The sequence below is a fragment of the Paenibacillus tritici genome, from assembly GCF_013204885.1.
Lineage (GTDB): Bacteria > Bacillota > Bacilli > Paenibacillales > Paenibacillaceae > Paenibacillus_AQ > Paenibacillus_AQ tritici.
In genome coordinates, this window is sequence record NZ_JABMKX010000001.1 from 291284 (window position 1) to 307451 (window position 16168).

The 16168-nt window shown below is 52.0% G+C and carries 16 protein-coding genes; 10 read left to right on the forward strand and 6 right to left on the reverse strand.

Features of this window, described 5'->3' with window-relative positions; all coding sequences use genetic code 11:
• Nucleotides 1–457 precede the first annotated feature (457 nt).
• The 3 genes from HQN87_RS01375 to HQN87_RS01385 all read right to left on the reverse strand — a co-directional run bounded on the left by HQN87_RS01375 (nucleotide 458) and on the right by HQN87_RS01385 (nucleotide 2648).
• Nucleotides 458–1117: a hypothetical protein gene (locus HQN87_RS01375; RefSeq protein WP_173126585.1), complete on the reverse strand. Its 660-nt coding sequence runs from the start codon at nucleotides 1115–1117 to the stop codon at nucleotides 458–460.
• A 163-nt stretch (nucleotides 1118–1280) separates the two neighbouring features.
• Complete coding sequence (locus HQN87_RS01380) at nucleotides 1281–1958, reverse strand: S-layer homology domain-containing protein (protein WP_173126588.1); 678 nt, start codon at nucleotides 1956–1958, stop codon at nucleotides 1281–1283.
• A gap of 114 nt (nucleotides 1959–2072) precedes the next feature.
• Nucleotides 2073–2648, reverse strand: coding sequence for a hypothetical protein (locus tag HQN87_RS01385; protein ID WP_173126591.1), 576 nt, complete (start codon nucleotides 2646–2648; stop codon nucleotides 2073–2075).
• 252 nt (nucleotides 2649–2900) lie between these two features.
• Here HQN87_RS01385 and fur point away from each other — a divergent pair, with 252 nt between their 5' ends.
• Nucleotides 2901–3374: a ferric iron uptake transcriptional regulator gene (fur, locus tag HQN87_RS01390; RefSeq protein WP_173126594.1), complete on the forward strand. Its 474-nt coding sequence runs from the start codon at nucleotides 2901–2903 to the stop codon at nucleotides 3372–3374.
• Nucleotides 3375–3493: 119 nt separating this feature from the next.
• On the opposite strand, the gene HQN87_RS01395 is transcribed toward fur, so the two are convergent.
• Complete coding sequence (locus HQN87_RS01395) at nucleotides 3494–4174, reverse strand: TIGR00266 family protein (protein ID WP_173126597.1); 681 nt, start codon at nucleotides 4172–4174, stop codon at nucleotides 3494–3496.
• Nucleotides 4175–4414: 240 nt separating this feature from the next.
• On the opposite strand from HQN87_RS01395, the gene brfA reads away from it, so the two are divergent.
• Nucleotides 4415–4630: a ribosome rescue factor BrfA gene (gene brfA, locus HQN87_RS01400; protein WP_173126600.1), complete on the forward strand. Its 216-nt coding sequence runs from the start codon at nucleotides 4415–4417 to the stop codon at nucleotides 4628–4630.
• 3 nt (nucleotides 4631–4633) lie between these two features.
• Here brfA and HQN87_RS01405 read toward each other — a convergent pair whose 3' ends face one another.
• On the reverse strand, nucleotides 4634–5452 hold the full coding sequence (locus HQN87_RS01405) for a helix-turn-helix domain-containing protein (protein ID WP_173126605.1): 819 nt from the start codon (nucleotides 5450–5452) through the stop codon (nucleotides 4634–4636).
• A gap of 311 nt (nucleotides 5453–5763) precedes the next feature.
• Here HQN87_RS01405 and HQN87_RS01410 point away from each other — a divergent pair, with 311 nt between their 5' ends.
• Genes HQN87_RS01410 through HQN87_RS01430 form a run of 5 tightly spaced genes read left to right on the forward strand, consistent with a single transcriptional unit; the run spans nucleotide 5764 to nucleotide 10723 of the window.
• Nucleotides 5764–6531: a sugar phosphate isomerase/epimerase family protein gene (locus HQN87_RS01410; RefSeq protein ID WP_173126608.1), complete on the forward strand. Its 768-nt coding sequence runs from the start codon at nucleotides 5764–5766 to the stop codon at nucleotides 6529–6531.
• Complete coding sequence (locus HQN87_RS01415; protein WP_173126611.1) at nucleotides 6524–7621, forward strand: Gfo/Idh/MocA family protein; 1098 nt, start codon at nucleotides 6524–6526, stop codon at nucleotides 7619–7621. The genes HQN87_RS01410 and HQN87_RS01415 overlap by 8 nt, the downstream gene beginning before the upstream one ends.
• Before the next feature lie 49 nt (nucleotides 7622–7670).
• The gene (locus HQN87_RS01420) at nucleotides 7671–8741 is read left to right on the forward strand and encodes a Gfo/Idh/MocA family protein (RefSeq protein WP_173126614.1); all 1071 of its coding nucleotides are present in this window, start codon (nucleotides 7671–7673) and stop codon (nucleotides 8739–8741) included.
• A 38-nt stretch (nucleotides 8742–8779) separates the two neighbouring features.
• On the forward strand, nucleotides 8780–9748 hold the full coding sequence (locus tag HQN87_RS01425) for a sugar phosphate isomerase/epimerase family protein (RefSeq protein ID WP_173126617.1): 969 nt from the start codon (nucleotides 8780–8782) through the stop codon (nucleotides 9746–9748).
• 3 nt (nucleotides 9749–9751) lie between these two features.
• Nucleotides 9752–10723: a phosphotransferase family protein gene (locus HQN87_RS01430; protein WP_173126620.1), complete on the forward strand. Its 972-nt coding sequence runs from the start codon at nucleotides 9752–9754 to the stop codon at nucleotides 10721–10723.
• A gap of 81 nt (nucleotides 10724–10804) precedes the next feature.
• Here HQN87_RS01430 and fabV read toward each other — a convergent pair whose 3' ends face one another.
• Nucleotides 10805–11995 carry an enoyl-ACP reductase FabV gene (gene fabV, locus HQN87_RS01435; RefSeq protein ID WP_173126623.1) on the reverse strand — a complete coding sequence of 397 codons (1191 nt, stop codon included), beginning with the start codon at nucleotides 11993–11995 and terminating at the stop codon, nucleotides 10805–10807.
• Nucleotides 11996–12115: 120 nt separating this feature from the next.
• Between fabV and HQN87_RS01440 the strand changes: the two genes are divergently transcribed.
• The 3 genes from HQN87_RS01440 (at nucleotide 12116) to abnB (ending at nucleotide 16079) form a co-directional block, all read left to right on the forward strand.
• On the forward strand, nucleotides 12116–12637 hold the full coding sequence (locus tag HQN87_RS01440; RefSeq protein WP_173126626.1) for an HXXEE domain-containing protein: 522 nt from the start codon (nucleotides 12116–12118) through the stop codon (nucleotides 12635–12637).
• Between the two features lie 126 nt (nucleotides 12638–12763).
• Nucleotides 12764–13834 (forward strand): ABC transporter ATP-binding protein, encoded by a 1071-nt coding sequence (locus HQN87_RS01445; protein ID WP_173126629.1) that lies wholly within the window; start codon nucleotides 12764–12766, stop codon nucleotides 13832–13834.
• Between the two features lie 811 nt (nucleotides 13835–14645).
• On the forward strand, nucleotides 14646–16079 hold the full coding sequence (gene abnB / locus HQN87_RS01450; RefSeq protein WP_173126632.1) for an arabinan endo-1,5-alpha-L-arabinosidase AbnB: 1434 nt from the start codon (nucleotides 14646–14648) through the stop codon (nucleotides 16077–16079).
• The last annotated feature ends 89 nt before the right edge of the window (nucleotides 16080–16168 follow it).

The following is a 16168-nucleotide window of genomic DNA, read 5'->3' on the forward strand; positions in this document are numbered from 1 at the left end:
AGAATAAGTGCACCTGAATTCATTGGACACGGGCTAGTTGAGTAAATAAGGGGTATTAGTGCACCTCAATCCACCGGACGCTACCCAAATGAGCGAATGAAGAGCATAAGTGCACCTGAATTCATTGGACACGGGCTAGTTGAGTAAATAAGGGGTATTAGTGCACCTCAATCCACCGGACGCTACCCAAATGAGCGAATGAAGAGCATAAGTGCACCTGAATTCATCGGACACGGGCTAATTGAGTAAATAAGGAGTATTAGTGCACCTGAATTCATTGAACACAGGCTAGTTGAGTAAATAAGGGGTATTAGTGCACCTGATACCACCGGACGCCACCCAAATGATCGACTAAGGAGCATAAGTGCACCTGATACCACCAGAGGAAAAGGCGGATGAAAGATTGCCTTTAAAAGTTGCAAGCGCCGCATAAACTTTTACATCATTCACCATTCATCTACTCAATTGAGTTTGTCCTTCCCAGCATTAGTCCGGTGTATGTGATATGATCCTGCGATTGGATCTGGAACATCGTACTGCCTAATCTACGGCTGTCCCGGTAGGCGGTGATTTCCAGAATGCTCTCAGCGGCTGCTGATGGTGAAGAGTTGTCTGCCAATGGAGACCAATAGATGGTGTCACCTGACTTAACGGTTGCTTGCTGTCCCTGCGGGATCACCTTGGAATCCGCCGGATTCCACATTAGCAGTTCTCCCTCCGAGGCTTGTAAGTCAATGGTGTCAGCACCATCAGCAACAATGTTTATGGGGAAGCCCGGTACACTGCTCATGAATACAGAGTATCGGCCGAGCGGGAATTCAACATCCGGTTGCACCACTAAGGGAACTCCATCTCCAGCATAGGCGGTAACTGTGAACCCTTTATACAGGATCGAAGGATTGGCCTGATCCCCGTTGCGGTCAAGAAGAGGTCCTCCAATGGCTAGTAAGAGTATTATCATGCAAGAACTTGCGATGACCGTGAACCTCCTGCGAAGACTCCAGAATGGGGTTGGAGAAGCACCGGAATTCAGGCTGACTCTGCGGATGAAGGATTGTTTAAAAGCATCGTCTGCGTGCATTTCGTTCATCCCGTTTACATACTTATTTTTCATCATCGTCAAAATCCCCCATCAGCTTATGCTTCATACTTTATGAAAATCTGCTGATTCCTCAATGCTCCTAGTCCATCCTAGTCCAGATCCAGCAATAAAGGCCACCCGGCATGGAGTGGCCTTTATCTATATCATACGCGGGGGAGCGGTATGAATCGTATCTGACTTACTTAACTTCTGAACCGCCATCGCTGACGGAGTTCAGGTATTCCAGGGCGTTGTACAGCATGATTGCTGCTTCAGCGCGGGTAATCTTGCTTTTGGGATTGAACTTGCCGCTGGCATCAAGCGTATTGATCTTGTATTTCAGTGAACGCTGGATCGTACCCTGGTAAGAAGGCTCCAGCGCATCTGCATCCGCAATATCCACCGGAACAATATTGATCATCGGCAGGTTGCCGGCCTTCTCCACACCCTGAATCAGCAGGGTAGTGAACAGCTCTTTGGTCATCGGCTTGGCGGGATCAATATCGGCAGGAATGTTTACGCCGTTATAGTGCGCATTGATGAAGGCTTCGGCGTACCAGGCATTATCTTTTACCTTGGAGAAAAGCGCACTTGCCTGTGGTGCCTTATTGAAATCAATCGCTGCCAGGCTAAGCTGGAGACCGCCGGAGATAAACTGTATCCCTTGCGCTGTAGTTACTGTGGATGCCGGCAGAAATTGGGTGTCGGAGATTCCTTTGATCAGGCCCTGTTCCTTCAGAGAGTTGATCTTATCCTTACCGGTCACCTGGTCGATATCCTTAAAGCTGCTGCCTGCTGCAAAAATTTGTCCGCCAAGAGAGAAGGAAAGGAGGGTTACTGCTGTAAAAGCTGCGATCGTGTTTTTTTTCATACTCATCTGAATTCCACCTCTATTATAGGGTTGGGCCGTTCGGCCTGTATCAACTCCTCTAACGTAATGGGATCAGAAAAGGTTGCAAGCGTATAAATCCCGATCTGCGGGACTCGTCAGCTACATCATTTCCTGAAACAGGAGGTTGCGGTAAGGGTACTTGCTGAACCTGGTTTTGAACAGCAGCGCTATTCCGCTTTCTTCAATGGTAACGGATTTCAGTGACGGGGTCTTCACCAGCCTGCGCACCATGCTCCTTACCGCGCGGGTGTCCTTACGCCGGATGGCCGCAGCCATAGATTCCGCGAACCTACGGTTAACCGCCAGCTCCCGGTACAGCGGAATAAGGGAACGTGCGATGTAGCGGTGGGCGTCAGTATTGAAGGTGAACCGCACGGTGCCCGGCGGAATCGTGGTTCCGTTGGTGTAGAAGGCAACCGGCAGCGGAAACGGAAAGGAGATGAAATAACCGATACCGTTCGTTCCGTAATTCTCCGCCCCCGCAAGAGCCGGAATGCTGGAGAGTAGTCTGCCCATCAGGTCCAGGTCTGCAGTGACAACAGCGGTTGACCATTGCCTGGCAAAACTGCGGTTTCCGGCAATTTTGCGGTAGAAGGGCAGCATAGCCGTAGCTACTGTGCGCAGTACGCGGGCTGTCACAAGTCTCTGCGTCTGCTTAGGTTGTACTTTTGCCATCCCGATCATCCTCACTTTTAAGAGATTAGTTTATATAGAGTATGGGGAAAGGGCACACTTCGGAATGGGCGGAATCTGATTCAGCGGAAATATTATGTAGGGATGCAGCCAGAGAAAGGGGCTATTGCGGGGAAGTGATGTTATACTGGTGTCAGGACTTTTCATTGGCCTGCAAGTTTGTTATGCTTATATCGTAAGGATTACTAATTATTCTGTGGAAAATGTTCGACTTCCGGAAAGGTGGGAACCCGGGTGAACCGAGTGACAAATATCAGCCAGCAGTTTGCGGCTCATAATTATAAGCTTACGCCTCAGCGCGAAGCTATCGTGAGGATACTGCTGGATAATGAGAAGGATCATTTAAGCGTGGAAGAGGTATATATGCTGGTTAAGCGTAAGTTTCCGCATCTGGGGCTTGCGACCGTGTACCGGACCTTGGAGCTGCTGTGTGAACTTCATATTGTTCAAAAGATGAATTTCGGCGACGGTGTGGCGCGTTATGATCTGCGCGACGACGATCATATGCATATGCATCATCACCTGATCTGCAATGTATGCGGGAAGCTGGAGGAGATCAAGGATGACTGGCTGCTGGAGCTTGAGGCACGGGTGGCCCGTGAATATGGCTTCAGTGTGACGGATCACCGCCTTGATTTCAAAGGCACCTACAATAGCTGCCAAAAAAACGGCTGCAAGGGCGACAAGGAATGCCGTGCTGTCTCTTAAGCTGCAACCTTAATACACAAAAATGGCGCCGGGCTGAATAATCAGCCAAGCGCCTTTTTGCTGTGCAGCCAGAGCAAATGTCGAACCTATGCGGCCGTTTCTCCATCCGCCCGCTGCCGCTATGCCCGGCTCGGCACGAAGGATTTGATCCAGGTTCCGAAGCTTCCCGGGTTGCGGGTCTGTACCAGCACCACGCCTTCGCCGCGGAAACGGCAGACTAACGCTTCACCGCTGGTTAAGCTGTTCAGCCAGCCGGAGGCTGCCTTCTCGACCTTGTATTCCATGTAGTCCGGCCAGGCCACGAGGTGACCGTTATCAATGATCATCTCCTCGCCCGGGCCGAGATTAATGGCATGGATCGCTCCGAAGGAGGAGAGGAAGACGGTTCCTCGGCCGCTGATCTCCACAATGAAGAAGCCTTCGCCGGAGAATAATCCGCGTGTCAGATTCTGCATCTTGGTGTTGACCTGAATGCCTTGGGTTCCTGCCAGGAAACCGTCCTTCTGGACCATCAGCTTGTACGATCCGTCCAGCTCAATGGCCTGAACATCCCCGATCGCTCCGGGTGACAGCAGAACTTCGCTCTGCCCGCGGGTTGCGGTCAGCTCCTGGAAGAAGAATTTCTCCCCGCTCAGCATCCGGCCGAGACCGCGCATAATACCGCCGTCCACCGTTCCTCTCAGCTCCACATTCGGAGACATGGCGACCATCGCCCCCATCTCGGCCTTAACGCTCTCCCCCGGCTCCAGCAGGACCTTCAGCATGGCGAAGGCGCCGTCATACAGCACATCGTATTTCATACATTGTTCCCCCCCTCATTCTGCGGTTGGCTTCCATGGCCACAGGTATGTAGCTTGCTCTTCAAGAATACTGTACCAGACTGTTCTACTGCAAGCCGCGCAGCAGGCAGGCAATAGCTGCCGGGCGGCAACAGACGGATATAATCAACTATACCGGGTAGCCGGAAGGGAATTATGTTAATATGGTAATAACAGTGCAGCCGCACTGAATATATGAGAAGACAAGGAGTGTCGCCGCTTATGGCACGTACAAGAACACAGAAGGCTCTGCTGAAGGCACAGCGCTCCGGCACCTGGTGTGCGGAAAGAAACCGCAGGATGAATCAGGATTACGGCGCCATCTCCCAGCATGTCAGAATGACACCCGGCAAACGCCAGCAATTGAATAAGGTCAAACACAAGGAGCGGATCTTCCATGATGGCGCTCCTTTTGCATGTCCGGGGGCGGCTGCCTGAAGCTTAAGCCTGTGCCCTGCTATGAATACGGTATTGCTTGGGCGACATGCCGAACCGGCCCCTGAAGATACGGTGGAAGTAGGTATAGTTCGCAAATCCGCAGGTCTCGGAGACATGCTCGAGCGGCATGGGACTGAATGTGATTTTCTCCCGTGCCATATCCAGCCTTACATCATTTACATATTTGACAATCGTTGTGCCGAACGCTTCCTTGAACAGATGGACTGCACGGGAGACGGAGATATCTACGTGAGCAGCCACATCCTCAAGCCTGAAGGCGTAAGAGGCATGTTCTTCGACGTACTGCTTCATCCGGTAAGCCAGATAGGCCTTGGGTGAGATCACGGGCTGATCCGTCATCAGCCGGTCAATCTCCATGCACAGAATCTGCAGATAACACGATGAGATATCCGGTGAGGAATCCGACAAACGGCGCTGCTCCAGCACAAGCTGGCGGAACAATCCAAGGATATGATCGCTTAACGGAAGCCGGAGAACTGCCGGACGCTGCTTCCGCCCCCACCACTCCTCAATCCAGGGTCCGCTGCAAAATATATGATAGTCGCCGCTCTCAATCCGCGGTTTGCCGACAGGATAGACCTCTTTGTCAATACTCAGGTAATAAGGGTCAGTGGGTGCGAACAGCATGAGATCGCCGCTCTCAACGGTGGTGATGGCTCCATTCTCCCGGGTCCGGCTGCGTCCTTCGGTCTGCAGGCGCAGCAGATAATACTGCACACCTTCACTGCGGGACATATGAAACGGCTTGCGGTGGAAGGAGAATCCGGCAGATAGAATGTGACAAGCTGTGGTCTGTGTCATGAGTCCTCCAGAATAATTAAATGATAAGCAGATTGTTCATGTTTTAATCATATTATTCATTTTATTATATACGCTTTCATATTACCATGTAGCTAAGCAAAAAAACATACAATTGATGTGGAGGACGCCGTATTGCGGCGCTAATCGCTATATTTACAAACTCTGGGAGCATTGGATGAAACCAAGAGAAAGCTATACCCTCCAATGGTTACAGCCCGTTTGTTCAGGTGATGCACTCCGGGAAACCGGCTGAAGAGTGCGGCGGCGGCAAGAGCAGGATGACTCCGGATCAAACAAGGAGTGGAATAGGGATGTTGAAGGTTGGACTTCAGCTGTACACGCTAAGAGAAGAACTGGAACAGGATTTCGAGGGAACGATACGTAAGGTAGCCGAGCTGGGCTACAGCGGTGTGGAATTCTTCCACTATTTCGGCCGTACGGCCGGGCAAGTGAAGGCGCTGCTCGAGGAGACAGGACTGGTTGCTGTCGGAGCGCATCGCCCGTATGAAGCCATGCTGAATGATACAGAGCAGGAGATCAGCTTCAACCTGGAGATTGGCAACCGCAATCTGATCGTGCCTTATCTGACAGAAGAACAGCGCAATTGGCCTGAAGTAGCGGCTGGCCTGCGGGTGATTGGTGAGAAATGCCTGGCAGGCGGAGCGGTTCTGTCTTATCATAATCATGATTTTGAATTCACGGAGAAGGTTGACGGCCAGCCTGCATTCGATTATCTGTTCGAAGCGGTGCCTGCAGAGCAGCTTCAAGTGGAGATGGATACCTGCTGGGTGTATTACGGCGGATATGATCCGGCAGAATATATCCATAAGTACGCAGGACGGCTGCCGATCATCCACCTTAAGGATCTGAAGAAACGTGAAGACGGCTCACCGGAGACTGTAGTGCTGGGTGAAGGTGAAGTCGATCTGGCTGCGATTATTGAAGCGGCTGCAGCCGCCGGTGTGGAATGGGCAGTGGTAGAACAGGACTTTTGCAGCCGTTCCCCGCTGGACAGTGTGGCTGACAGCTTGAACTGGATCAAAACTTACGAGAACCAAGGAGGAAATATTCATGTCTAACAAACTCAAAATTGCTATTATCGGTTGCGGTGGTATCGCAAACGGCAAACATATGCCAAGTCTTGCCCGTCAGGCGGATGCTGAAATGGTGGCATTCTGTGATATCGTCGAAGAACGTGCTGTGGAGGCAGCAAAGACCTACGGTGCGGAAGGCGCTGCTGTATTTACCGATTTCCGTGAGCTGCTGGCTACGGGCGGATTCGATATCGTGCATGTATGCACTCCGAATGACAGCCATTCCGAGATTACAGTAGCTGCCCTGGAAGCCGGTAACCATGTGCTGTGTGAGAAGCCTATGGCCAAGACTACGGCACAGGCGAAGGAAATGCTTGACGCGGCCAAGCGCACAGGCAAGAAATTGTCGATCGCTTATCAGAACCGTTACCGCGCGGACAGCGAATACCTGAAGGGGCTGTGCGAGGAAGGGGAGCTCGGCGATATCTATTACGGCAAGGCCATCGCACTTCGCCGCCGCGCTGTTCCAACCTGGGGCGTATTCCTGGATGAAGAGAAGCAGGGCGGAGGACCGCTGATTGATATCGGTACACATGCACTGGATCTGACGCTCTGGCTGATGGATAACTACAAGCCGCGTATGGTTGTAGGCTCTACCTTCCACAAGCTGGGCCAGAAGAAGAATGCCGCGAATGCGTTCGGTCCGTGGGACCCAGAACAATTCAAGGTTGAAGATTCCGCTTTCGGCTTCATTACGATGGAGAACGGTGCTACAATTGTACTCGAAGCCAGCTGGGCGCTGAATGTGTCCGAATTTGGCGAAGCTAAGACCCTGCTCGCCGGTACGGAAGGCGGAGCGGACATGAAGGACGGCCTGCGTCTGAACGGCGAACGTGCCGGAAGACTGTATGAGACCAAAGTCGATCTTGCCTCCGGCGGTGTAGCCTTCTACAGCGGTGCAGCAGAGAACGAAGCCGACCGTGAAGCCCGTCTGTGGCTTGAAGCGGTCAGAGAAGACAAGGACCCGGTTGTTCTGCCGGAGCAGGCCTTCGTAGTCACCCAGATCCTTGAAGCAGTGTATGAATCGGCACGTACCGGACGCGCAGTTTATTTTGACGGAAGCGCAGACAACTAAGGGTATCTCCCGGTTCACGCGACTATCAGACCAAACAGGAGTGGAATCCATGAGTTCAATCAAACATACTGTAGCCATCGTTGGTTACGGCGGAATGGGAAGCTATCATGCGCAATTAATCAAAGAAAGTGACCGCATGATCGTAGGCGGTGCCTTCGATCTGCTCGAAGAGCGGCGCAGTCTGGCTGAAGATGCAGGTTATACCGCTTATTCCAGCTATGAGGAAGTGCTGGCAGATCCGGCGGTGGATGTTATTCTGATCGCTACACCGAATGATGTGCATAAGGAGATTGCCATTCGTGCCTTTCAGGCAGGCAAGCATGTCGTCTGTGAGAAGCCGGTAGCACTGTCTTCGGCTGAATTCACCGAGATGCAGGCAGCCGCGGATGCAGCCGGACGGGTGATGATGGTGCACCAGAACAGACGCTGGGATGAGGATTTCCGCGTAATCAAGGCGATGTATGAGCAGGGGACGATTGGATCACTCTTCCAGATCGAATCCAGAGTACATGGCGCCAACGGGATTCCCGGTGACTGGCGTCATGTGAAGGAGCAGGGCGGCGGGATGCTGCTGGACTGGGGCGTTCATCTGCTGGACCAGCTGTTGTTCATGATTGACAGTAAGGTCACGAGTGTCAGCAGCAGTCTAAGCTTTATTCTGGGCAATAATGTGGATGACGGATTCGATGCGATTCTGCAATTTGAGAACGGGATCAGAGCGATTGTTGAAGTCGGCACGACCAATTTCATCACGATGCCAAGATGGTATGTGAAGGGTACCCAGGGAACCGCGATCATTGAAGACTGGTCTCTGAGAGGCAGAATTGTAGCCCCCAACCACGAATCTGAGAAAATAGAACCGACCCCCATCCGCGCGGGTGTTGGCCTGACTAAGACGATGGCTCCGCCCTCCGAAGGGGCAACGCTCCTCGAAGACCTGCCGGCGGCAGCAGAGCTGCCTTCCAGCTTCTATGACAATCTCGCTGCGGTAATCGAAGGTACAGCAGAGCCGATTGTCAAGAATGCCGAGGTGCTTCGCGTGCTGAGATTGATTGAGGCGATCTTTGAAGCGGCAGAACGCAATGAGACGGTTAAGAATTTCGATATCTACGGAGCCTGACAAGCTTCAACACGATTATGGAGAGGTGGAATCTGCAAATGAAACTTGGAGTATTTATGGTATTGTTCGGGGGCCGCAAGCTTGAGGATGCGCTGGATTATGTAGTCTCCAAAGGATTAAAGGCGGTTGAGATCGGCACCGGAGGCTATCCCGGCAACAGCCATTGCAATCCCAAAGACCTGCTGGAGAACGAAGCGGCTCTTAAGGAATTCCAACAGCAAATAGAATCCCGCGGTCTGATCATCAGTGCGCTTAGCTGCCACGGCAACCCGCTGCATCCGCAGAAGGAGCTGGCAGACAAGGATCATGAGGATTTCGTGAACACGGTTAAGCTGGCGCAGAAGCTGGGGGTTAAGGTTGTGAATACCTTCTCCGGCTGCCCGGGAGACCATGAAGGTGCGAAATATCCGAACTGGCCGGTTGCGCCATGGCCGAATGATTACAAGGAGATTCTGGACTGGCAGTGGGAGAATAAGGTCATTCCTTATTGGACCGAGCAGGCAGCCTTCGCTACTGCACATGATGTGAAGATCGGTCTTGAGCTGCACGGAGGGTTCTCGGTACACACTCCTGCAACACTGCTGAGATTAAGAGCAGCCGCAGGGAAAGCCATCGGCGCGAACCTTGACCCGAGCCATATGTGGTGGCAGGGCATTGATCCGGTACAGGCCATTCATATTCTGGGCCGTGAAGGCGCGATCCATCACTTCCACGCGAAGGATACGGTCATTGATCCGGTGAATGTCAACAAGCATGGTCTGACAGACATGCAGTCTTATACGAATATGCTGGACCGTGCCTGGCAGTTCCGCTCCGTTGGCTACGGCCATGATATCAAGGTCTGGGCTGACATGATGAGCGCTCTGCGTCTTGTAGGATACGACTTCGTGGTCAGTATTGAACACGAAGACGGCCTGATGTCGATTGAGGAAGGCTTCTCCAAAGCTGTAGACAATCTCCAGCAGGTACTGATCGAAGAACCTGTATCCGAGATGTGGTGGGTCTAACCGGTGGAGAGCTTCACTAAGGTCAAGCTGAATGACCGGCAGCTGAGTCTTTTGGCAGCCGCCGCCTTTGGAGAACATCTGGAGGTTACCGGCAGCAGGGAATTAACCGGGGGATTTTTCAATACCGGATATGACCTGGAGCTAAGTGACGGCCGGTCGGTCATCCTCAAGGTGGCTCCCGGACCGGAGACGGAGACCTTGAGCTATGAGAAGGATATCATGCGTGCTGAGGTGGCGGCTCTTCGTCTGGTGCGGGCAGCGGGCGGTGTTCCTGTGCCTGAAGTGTACAGTTATGATGACAGCCTGCAGCTGATTCCGTGCCCGTATTTCTTCATGGAGAAGATTGAAGGGCAGCCTTATAACGAGGTCAAGGAGAGCCTCTCTGAGGAACAGCGGTATTCCATTGAATACGAGCTTGGACAGTATCAGCGGATCATCAATGAGATTCAGGGGCCGGCCTTCGGACTGTTCGGCGGGCAGGCTGACGGGAGCGGACGTTCCTGGAGGGACACCTTCAGGTCCATGCTTCTGAATGTGCTTCAGGATGCTGTACGACTGGGAGCGCGTCTGCCGGCTTCACAGACAGAAATAGAGCAGGTGCTGGAGCGTTATCTGCCTGCGCTGGATGAAGTGACGCAGCCGCGTCTGGTGCACTGGGATCTGTGGAACGGCAACGTTTTTGTACAGGACGGGGTAATTGTATCCATCATTGACTGGGAGCGGGCAATGTGGGGCGACGTATTGCTGGAGTATTATTTCCGGCATTTCGAGAACTCAGCCGCATTCTATGAAGGGTACGGTAAGGTCTTCAACAGCCGGAATGAAGTGCTGAGGAAGCAGCTGTACGACCTGTATCTGGATCTTATCATGCTTATAGAATGTTATTCGCGCCAGTACAAGGATGAGAATCATGTGAACTGGGCGCATGACAATCTTGCGGAGTCCTGGAAGCAGTTCACGGCTCTGGTACTATAGGATACACAAGAGGCCGGATCTCTTCTGAGATTCCGGCCTCTTGATATTGTGTACACAGAGCAGCGGGATGTCAGTCAGCCCTTAGTAACTGTTCCGGATGGCTACAACCGGATTAATATCAGCTTCATAGTCAACACCGCTGGTCTCGAAGCCGAACAACTGGAAGAACTCGCGTCTGTAGCCGGTCAGATCGGAATATTGATAGACATTCTCCGTGGTCAGCATGGGCCAGATGCGGTCCACTTCCTTCTGTACAGCGTGGCTCATCTCCCGGTCATCAATCCGGATACGCCCTTGTTCGTCTACCGGAGTCCCTTCCGGGTTGTACAGGAAATCGGTATACAGCCGGTAGGCCTGCTCGATGCAGCCTTCGTGCAGTCCCTGTTCTTTCATGACCTTATAGAGGACTGAGATGTAGAGTGGAACAACGGGAATCGCCGAGCTGGATTGGGTCACTAGGCCCTTGCTGACGGCTACATAAGCGCGGCCTCCAGCGGTTGCTAACTGTTCGTTCAGCTGTAAGGCCGTGGCTTCCAGATGATCTTTAGCCCGGCCGATGGTGCCGTCGCGGTAGACGGCCTGTGTTAGCTCCGGACCTATATAGGAGAAGGCGAGAGTGACCGCATCTGCGGCCAGAACGCCGGAATCCCGCAGCGCTTCAATCCATAGCCGCCAGTCTTCTCCGCCCATCACATGAACAGTGTCATTCATTTCAGCTTCGGTGGCCGGTTCAATTTGTACCGTGCTTAGTTCTCCGGTATGGAAATTGACCGTGGTATTGGTATAGGTGCCGCCGAGCGGCTTCAATACAGACTGATGAACTGCACCGGTCTGCGGGTCTGTTCTGCGCGCAGAGGCTACGCTATAGATGACAAGATCAACCTGTCCGAGCTCACGGCGGATCAACTCTATGGTCCGTTCCTTCGTTTCGGCGGTAAAAGCATCCCCGCATACGCTATAGGAGCGCAGGCCGGACGTATAAGCCATCTCCTCGAACGCTGCGGAATTATACCAGCCTGCGGAGGCCGTCCGCGTCTCACTGGCTGTGCTGGGTCTGTAGACACCAACGGTGGCAGCTCCTGCACCGAAGGCTGCTGCAACCCTGGCTGCAAGCCCATACCCGGTGGAAGCCCCGATCACAAGCACCTTGCGGGGACCGGTGAATTGTCCTTGGCTCTGTACATAGTTCACTTGCTGCTGTACCTGATGCGCACAGCCTGCGGGGTGGGCAGTCGTACAGATGAACCCGCGTGTTCTGGGTTTTATAATCATATTAGTGTTACCTCGCTTTCCTGGGTGGCCATAGGATATAATTTACTTTATCGAGGGTTATCCCGCAACTTTCCCGGTAAAGAGGCGAATGTTATGATGTTGAACTGGCTTCAAATACATATGGACGTAATAAGCCTGCTGTGGCTGCTGCCTGTAGTTTTTATGTTTCATGATTTTGAAGAGATTCTTACAGTGGAGGCATGGGGGAACAAACACGGCCCAGCTATAACAGCGTCGCTTTCCCCCGCACTGCGGAAGCGTATGGCACCTATGATGGGCATGACCACCAGGAATTTTGCCATGGATGTGCTGTTCGTGTATATTCTGATAGTAGGGGTAACCTTCGTTGCGGTATTTTTAGAGTTCTACTGGCCCTACTTAGCTGTCCTCGCTGTGTTTCTGCTGCATGTCTTCACACATTTGGCACAAAGTATAGTTCTGAAGCTGTATACCCCGGGTGTTGTGACAGCCGTGCTTCTGGCATTTCCGTATTCCTTGTATGCTTTTTACCGCCTGCTGCATGAGGGTATTGTCAGTGAAGCTGACATAAGCTGGTCGTTGCTGCTTACGTTGATTCTAACACCGCCGCTCGTATGGGGATTAATGAAGAAGCGGACAAGGCATAAGCATAGCGAAGAATGATGATTTTTGACGGTGACGTTTTCAGAAAAATCTTGACGTAAGCCCCTAAAGATAGATAAAATAATAGTATTGCGTGTTTTTTGGAATCACTATCATAACTTGAAAAGAAACAGAGAGGGTGACAGGATGGAGCGCCTTTTAGAGGTAAAAGACCTGGCTATATCATTCAGAACACGCGGAGGAGAAGTTCAAGCAATCCGTGGTGTCAGCTTTCATGTAAATAAAGGGGAGACACTGGCGATTGTTGGCGAATCCGGTTCCGGTAAGAGCGTAACCTCGCAAGCAGTCATGAAGCTAGTTCCTCAGCCTGCGGGCGAATATAAGCGCGGACAGATCCTGTTCGATGGACAAGACCTGATCCGCAAGAGTGAGAAGCAAATGCAAAAAATCCGCGGTAAAGAAATCGGAATGATTTTCCAAGATCCGATGACCTCGCTGAATCCGATGATGAAGGTCGGCCGGCAGATTACCGAAGTTCTGTTCAAACATGAGAATATCACCAAGGAAGCCGCCTACAAACGTGGGGTTGAACTGCTTACTCTGGTTGGGATTCCGTCACCGGAACGCCGTTTCCAGCAGTACCCGCATGAATTCAGCGGCGGGATGCGTCAGCGTGTCGTAATTGCTATGGCACTTGCTGCTAACCCTAAGCTCCTGATTGCCGATGAGCCGACCACGGCGCTCGACGTAACGATTCAGGCACAGATCCTGGATCTGATGAAGGATTTGCAGAAGAAGATTGATACTGCGATCATTTTCATTACCCATGACCTTGGGGTTGTGGCTAGAATGGCTGACCGTGTAGCTGTTATGTATGCCGGACAGATCGTTGAAATGGGTACAGCAGAAGAAATCTTCTACGATCCAAGACATCCGTATACTTGGGGTTTGCTGGCTTCCATGCCAAGTCTGGAGAGCAAGGGCTCGATGCTTACAGCTATCCCGGGTACACCTCCCGACCTGATCAAGCCGCCTAAGGGAGATGCCTTCGCCCTGCGCAGCACGTATGCAATGGCGATTGACATGGAGAAGGAACCGCCAATGTACAAGGTATCGGATTCCCATCTCGTGAAGTCCTGGCTGATGCACCCGATGGCACCAGCGGTAGAACCGCCGGATGTCGTGAAGAAGCAGCGCCGTGTGCTGAGCAATGCTTATCCAGAACCGGTTCTGGTGAATAACACAAACGAATTTTAAGTTCAAACTATTAGATCAAGATCAGCGTCAGGCCGTAACCGGCTTGGCGTTTTTTTGTCGTTTGTATAGGGATTTACAATATCCGTCTGATGTGGGTAAGGGGGGCATAGCGTGGGGAGCAGTGCTCTTTGACTGATCCGAAGGCCACAGGAGTAAATGAGGAGTCTAGAATATATACGGAAAACCGAATACAATGTGCGGGTTGGGTTCGAGGGGGCGAGTGGCCGGATGTATGCGAAAACAAACATGTCTTTCAAGGCACAACTCCAGCATGAAAATGAGCAGCGTGGCTAAATAACAGAAAATCGAACACAATTGGACTGGGAGCGCTGCGTAGGCCAAATGTAATCGGAAAACCGAACACAATTGGACTGGACGTGCCGCGTAGACCGAATGTAAACGAAAAACCAAACACAATTGGACTGTGAGCGCCGCGTAGGCCGAATGTAATCGAAAAACCGAACACAATTGGATTGGGAGCGCCGCGTAGGCCAAATGTAATCGAAAAACCGAACACAATTAGACTGGGAGCGCCGCGTAGGGCGGATGCCCCGGAAATGGGCAGATGTGTAAGGGGGAGGTAGCCATACGAGTTGTCTAAACCGCAGGGATTCTTACATAATCCATCCATAGGGTGAGTTTATTCCGTTTCAGGGAATTTCATATCCGTTTTGATGTTTTGCGGCGGGGGAGTGTTCATTATTATATTTCATATAAACCTAAAACAATATTGACTAATATAAATAAAAGTATTGACTAAATTGTATTTGCACAGCAAAATGTAAGGGTATACATAGGGAGGTTAGATGAGATGAGAAAAAGATCATTAACAGCTTTGATATCCTTATCGCTGCTGTCGGCCTGTAGCGGCCGGAACTCTGCAAGCCCGCCTGAATTTGAGAATGTATCCGTGCACGATCCTTCTGTAATCAGGGTAGAGGATACTTATTATGTATTTGGTTCCCATTTGGCCTCGGCTAAATCCAAGGATCTGATGAAGTGGACGCAAGTCTCTTCCGGTGTGACGGATGATAACGTGCTGATTCCGAATGTTACGGAGGAGCTCAGCGAGACGCTTAGCTGGGCCCAGTCGGATACATTGTGGGCACCCGATGTCATTCAGTTGGCAGACGGAAAGTTCTACATGTATTATGACGCCTGCCGGGGAGATTCTCCGCTGTCGGCGCTTGGTATAGCTGTAGCCGATAAGATCGAAGGGCCTTATAAGGATCAAGGCATTATTCTGAAGTCTGGCATGTCCGGCATAGGTGATGATGGAGAGGTCTACGATTCTACGGAGAAGCCGAATGTGGTGGACCCTGATGTGTTCTTCGATAAAGACGGCAAGCTGTGGATGGTCTACGGCTCCTACTCTGGAGGCATCTTCATCCTGGAGCTGGACCCGGCAACGGGCTTCCCGCTGAAGGACCAGGGCTACGGCAAGAAGCTGCTCGGGGCGAACCACGCCCGGATTGAAGGGCCATATATGCTGTACAGCCCGGAGACAGATTATTATTACTTGTTCCTGTCGTACGGTGGACTTGATGCGGATGGCGGCTACAATATCCGTGTAGCCCGTTCCAAGCATCCGGCTGGCCCGTTCGAGGATTCGGAAGGCAAAGCCATGATCGAGGCGCAGGGGACGGCTGGAGTGCTGTTCGACGATCCGGCTTATGCCCCTTACGGGGTGAAGCTGATGGGCAACCATGAATTCGTGAACACGGATGAAGAACCTGCGGCAACAGGGGCGGGTTATATCTCTCCGGGGCATAATTCGGCTTATTATGATGAGAAAAGCGGGCAGTATTATCTGATCTTCCATACCCGGTTCCCGGGTCTCGGTGAGCAGCATGAGGTGCGGGCCCATCAGATGTTCATGAATGAAGCGGGCTGGCCGGTAGTGGCGCCCCACCGTTATGGAGGGAAGAAGATCGGCAAGTACACCGCCAAGGAAGTGAGCGGAGCCTACAAGCTTGTGAACCACGGCAAGGAGATTTCGGCTGAGCTGGTGGAGTCGCAGATCATTGCCCTGAACACAGACGGAACAATCACCGGCGCGGTTACAGGCACATGGAGCCTGAGCAATGAGCATACTGCGAAGCTGACTATTGAAGGTACTGAGTATAGCGGTGTCTTCCTGCGTGAATGGAATGAAGCAACGGCCAGCGATGTGATGACGTTCTCGGCACTTTCGGCGGAAGGGGTCTCGGTATGGGGCAGTCATGTGTCACCGGAGAACAAGTAAGCTGATCGCGTGAACAGTTATCACGGCGTATTCTTGACTATAATAAACAGCGGATCTCCTGGTATACGGAGATCCGCTGTTTGCTATAG

Bases quoted from the DNA above. Each gene is read 5' to 3' on its own strand.
- HQN87_RS01375 (WP_173126585.1), bottom strand. From the start codon at position 1,117: ATGATGAAAAATAAGTATGTAAACGGGATGAACGAAATGCACGCAGAC.
- HQN87_RS01380 (WP_173126588.1), bottom strand. From the start codon at position 1,958: ATGAGTATGAAAAAAAACACGATCGCAGCTTTTACAGCAGTAACCCTC.
- HQN87_RS01385 (WP_173126591.1), bottom strand. From the start codon at position 2,648: ATGGCAAAAGTACAACCTAAGCAGACGCAGAGACTTGTGACAGCCCGC.
- HQN87_RS01395 (WP_173126597.1), bottom strand. From the start codon at position 4,174: ATGAAATACGATGTGCTGTATGACGGCGCCTTCGCCATGCTGAAGGTC.
- brfA (WP_173126600.1), top strand. From the start codon at position 4,415: ATGGCACGTACAAGAACACAGAAGGCTCTGCTGAAGGCACAGCGCTCC.
- HQN87_RS01405 (WP_173126605.1), bottom strand. From the start codon at position 5,452: ATGACACAGACCACAGCTTGTCACATTCTATCTGCCGGATTCTCCTTC.
- HQN87_RS01410 (WP_173126608.1), top strand. From the start codon at position 5,764: ATGTTGAAGGTTGGACTTCAGCTGTACACGCTAAGAGAAGAACTGGAA.
- HQN87_RS01415 (WP_173126611.1), top strand. From the start codon at position 6,524: ATGTCTAACAAACTCAAAATTGCTATTATCGGTTGCGGTGGTATCGCA.
- HQN87_RS01420 (WP_173126614.1), top strand. From the start codon at position 7,671: ATGAGTTCAATCAAACATACTGTAGCCATCGTTGGTTACGGCGGAATG.
- HQN87_RS01425 (WP_173126617.1), top strand. From the start codon at position 8,780: ATGAAACTTGGAGTATTTATGGTATTGTTCGGGGGCCGCAAGCTTGAG.
- fabV (WP_173126623.1), bottom strand. From the start codon at position 11,995: ATGATTATAAAACCCAGAACACGCGGGTTCATCTGTACGACTGCCCAC.
- HQN87_RS01440 (WP_173126626.1), top strand. From the start codon at position 12,116: ATGGACGTAATAAGCCTGCTGTGGCTGCTGCCTGTAGTTTTTATGTTT.
- HQN87_RS01445 (WP_173126629.1), top strand. From the start codon at position 12,764: ATGGAGCGCCTTTTAGAGGTAAAAGACCTGGCTATATCATTCAGAACA.
- abnB (WP_173126632.1), top strand. From the start codon at position 14,646: ATGAGAAAAAGATCATTAACAGCTTTGATATCCTTATCGCTGCTGTCG.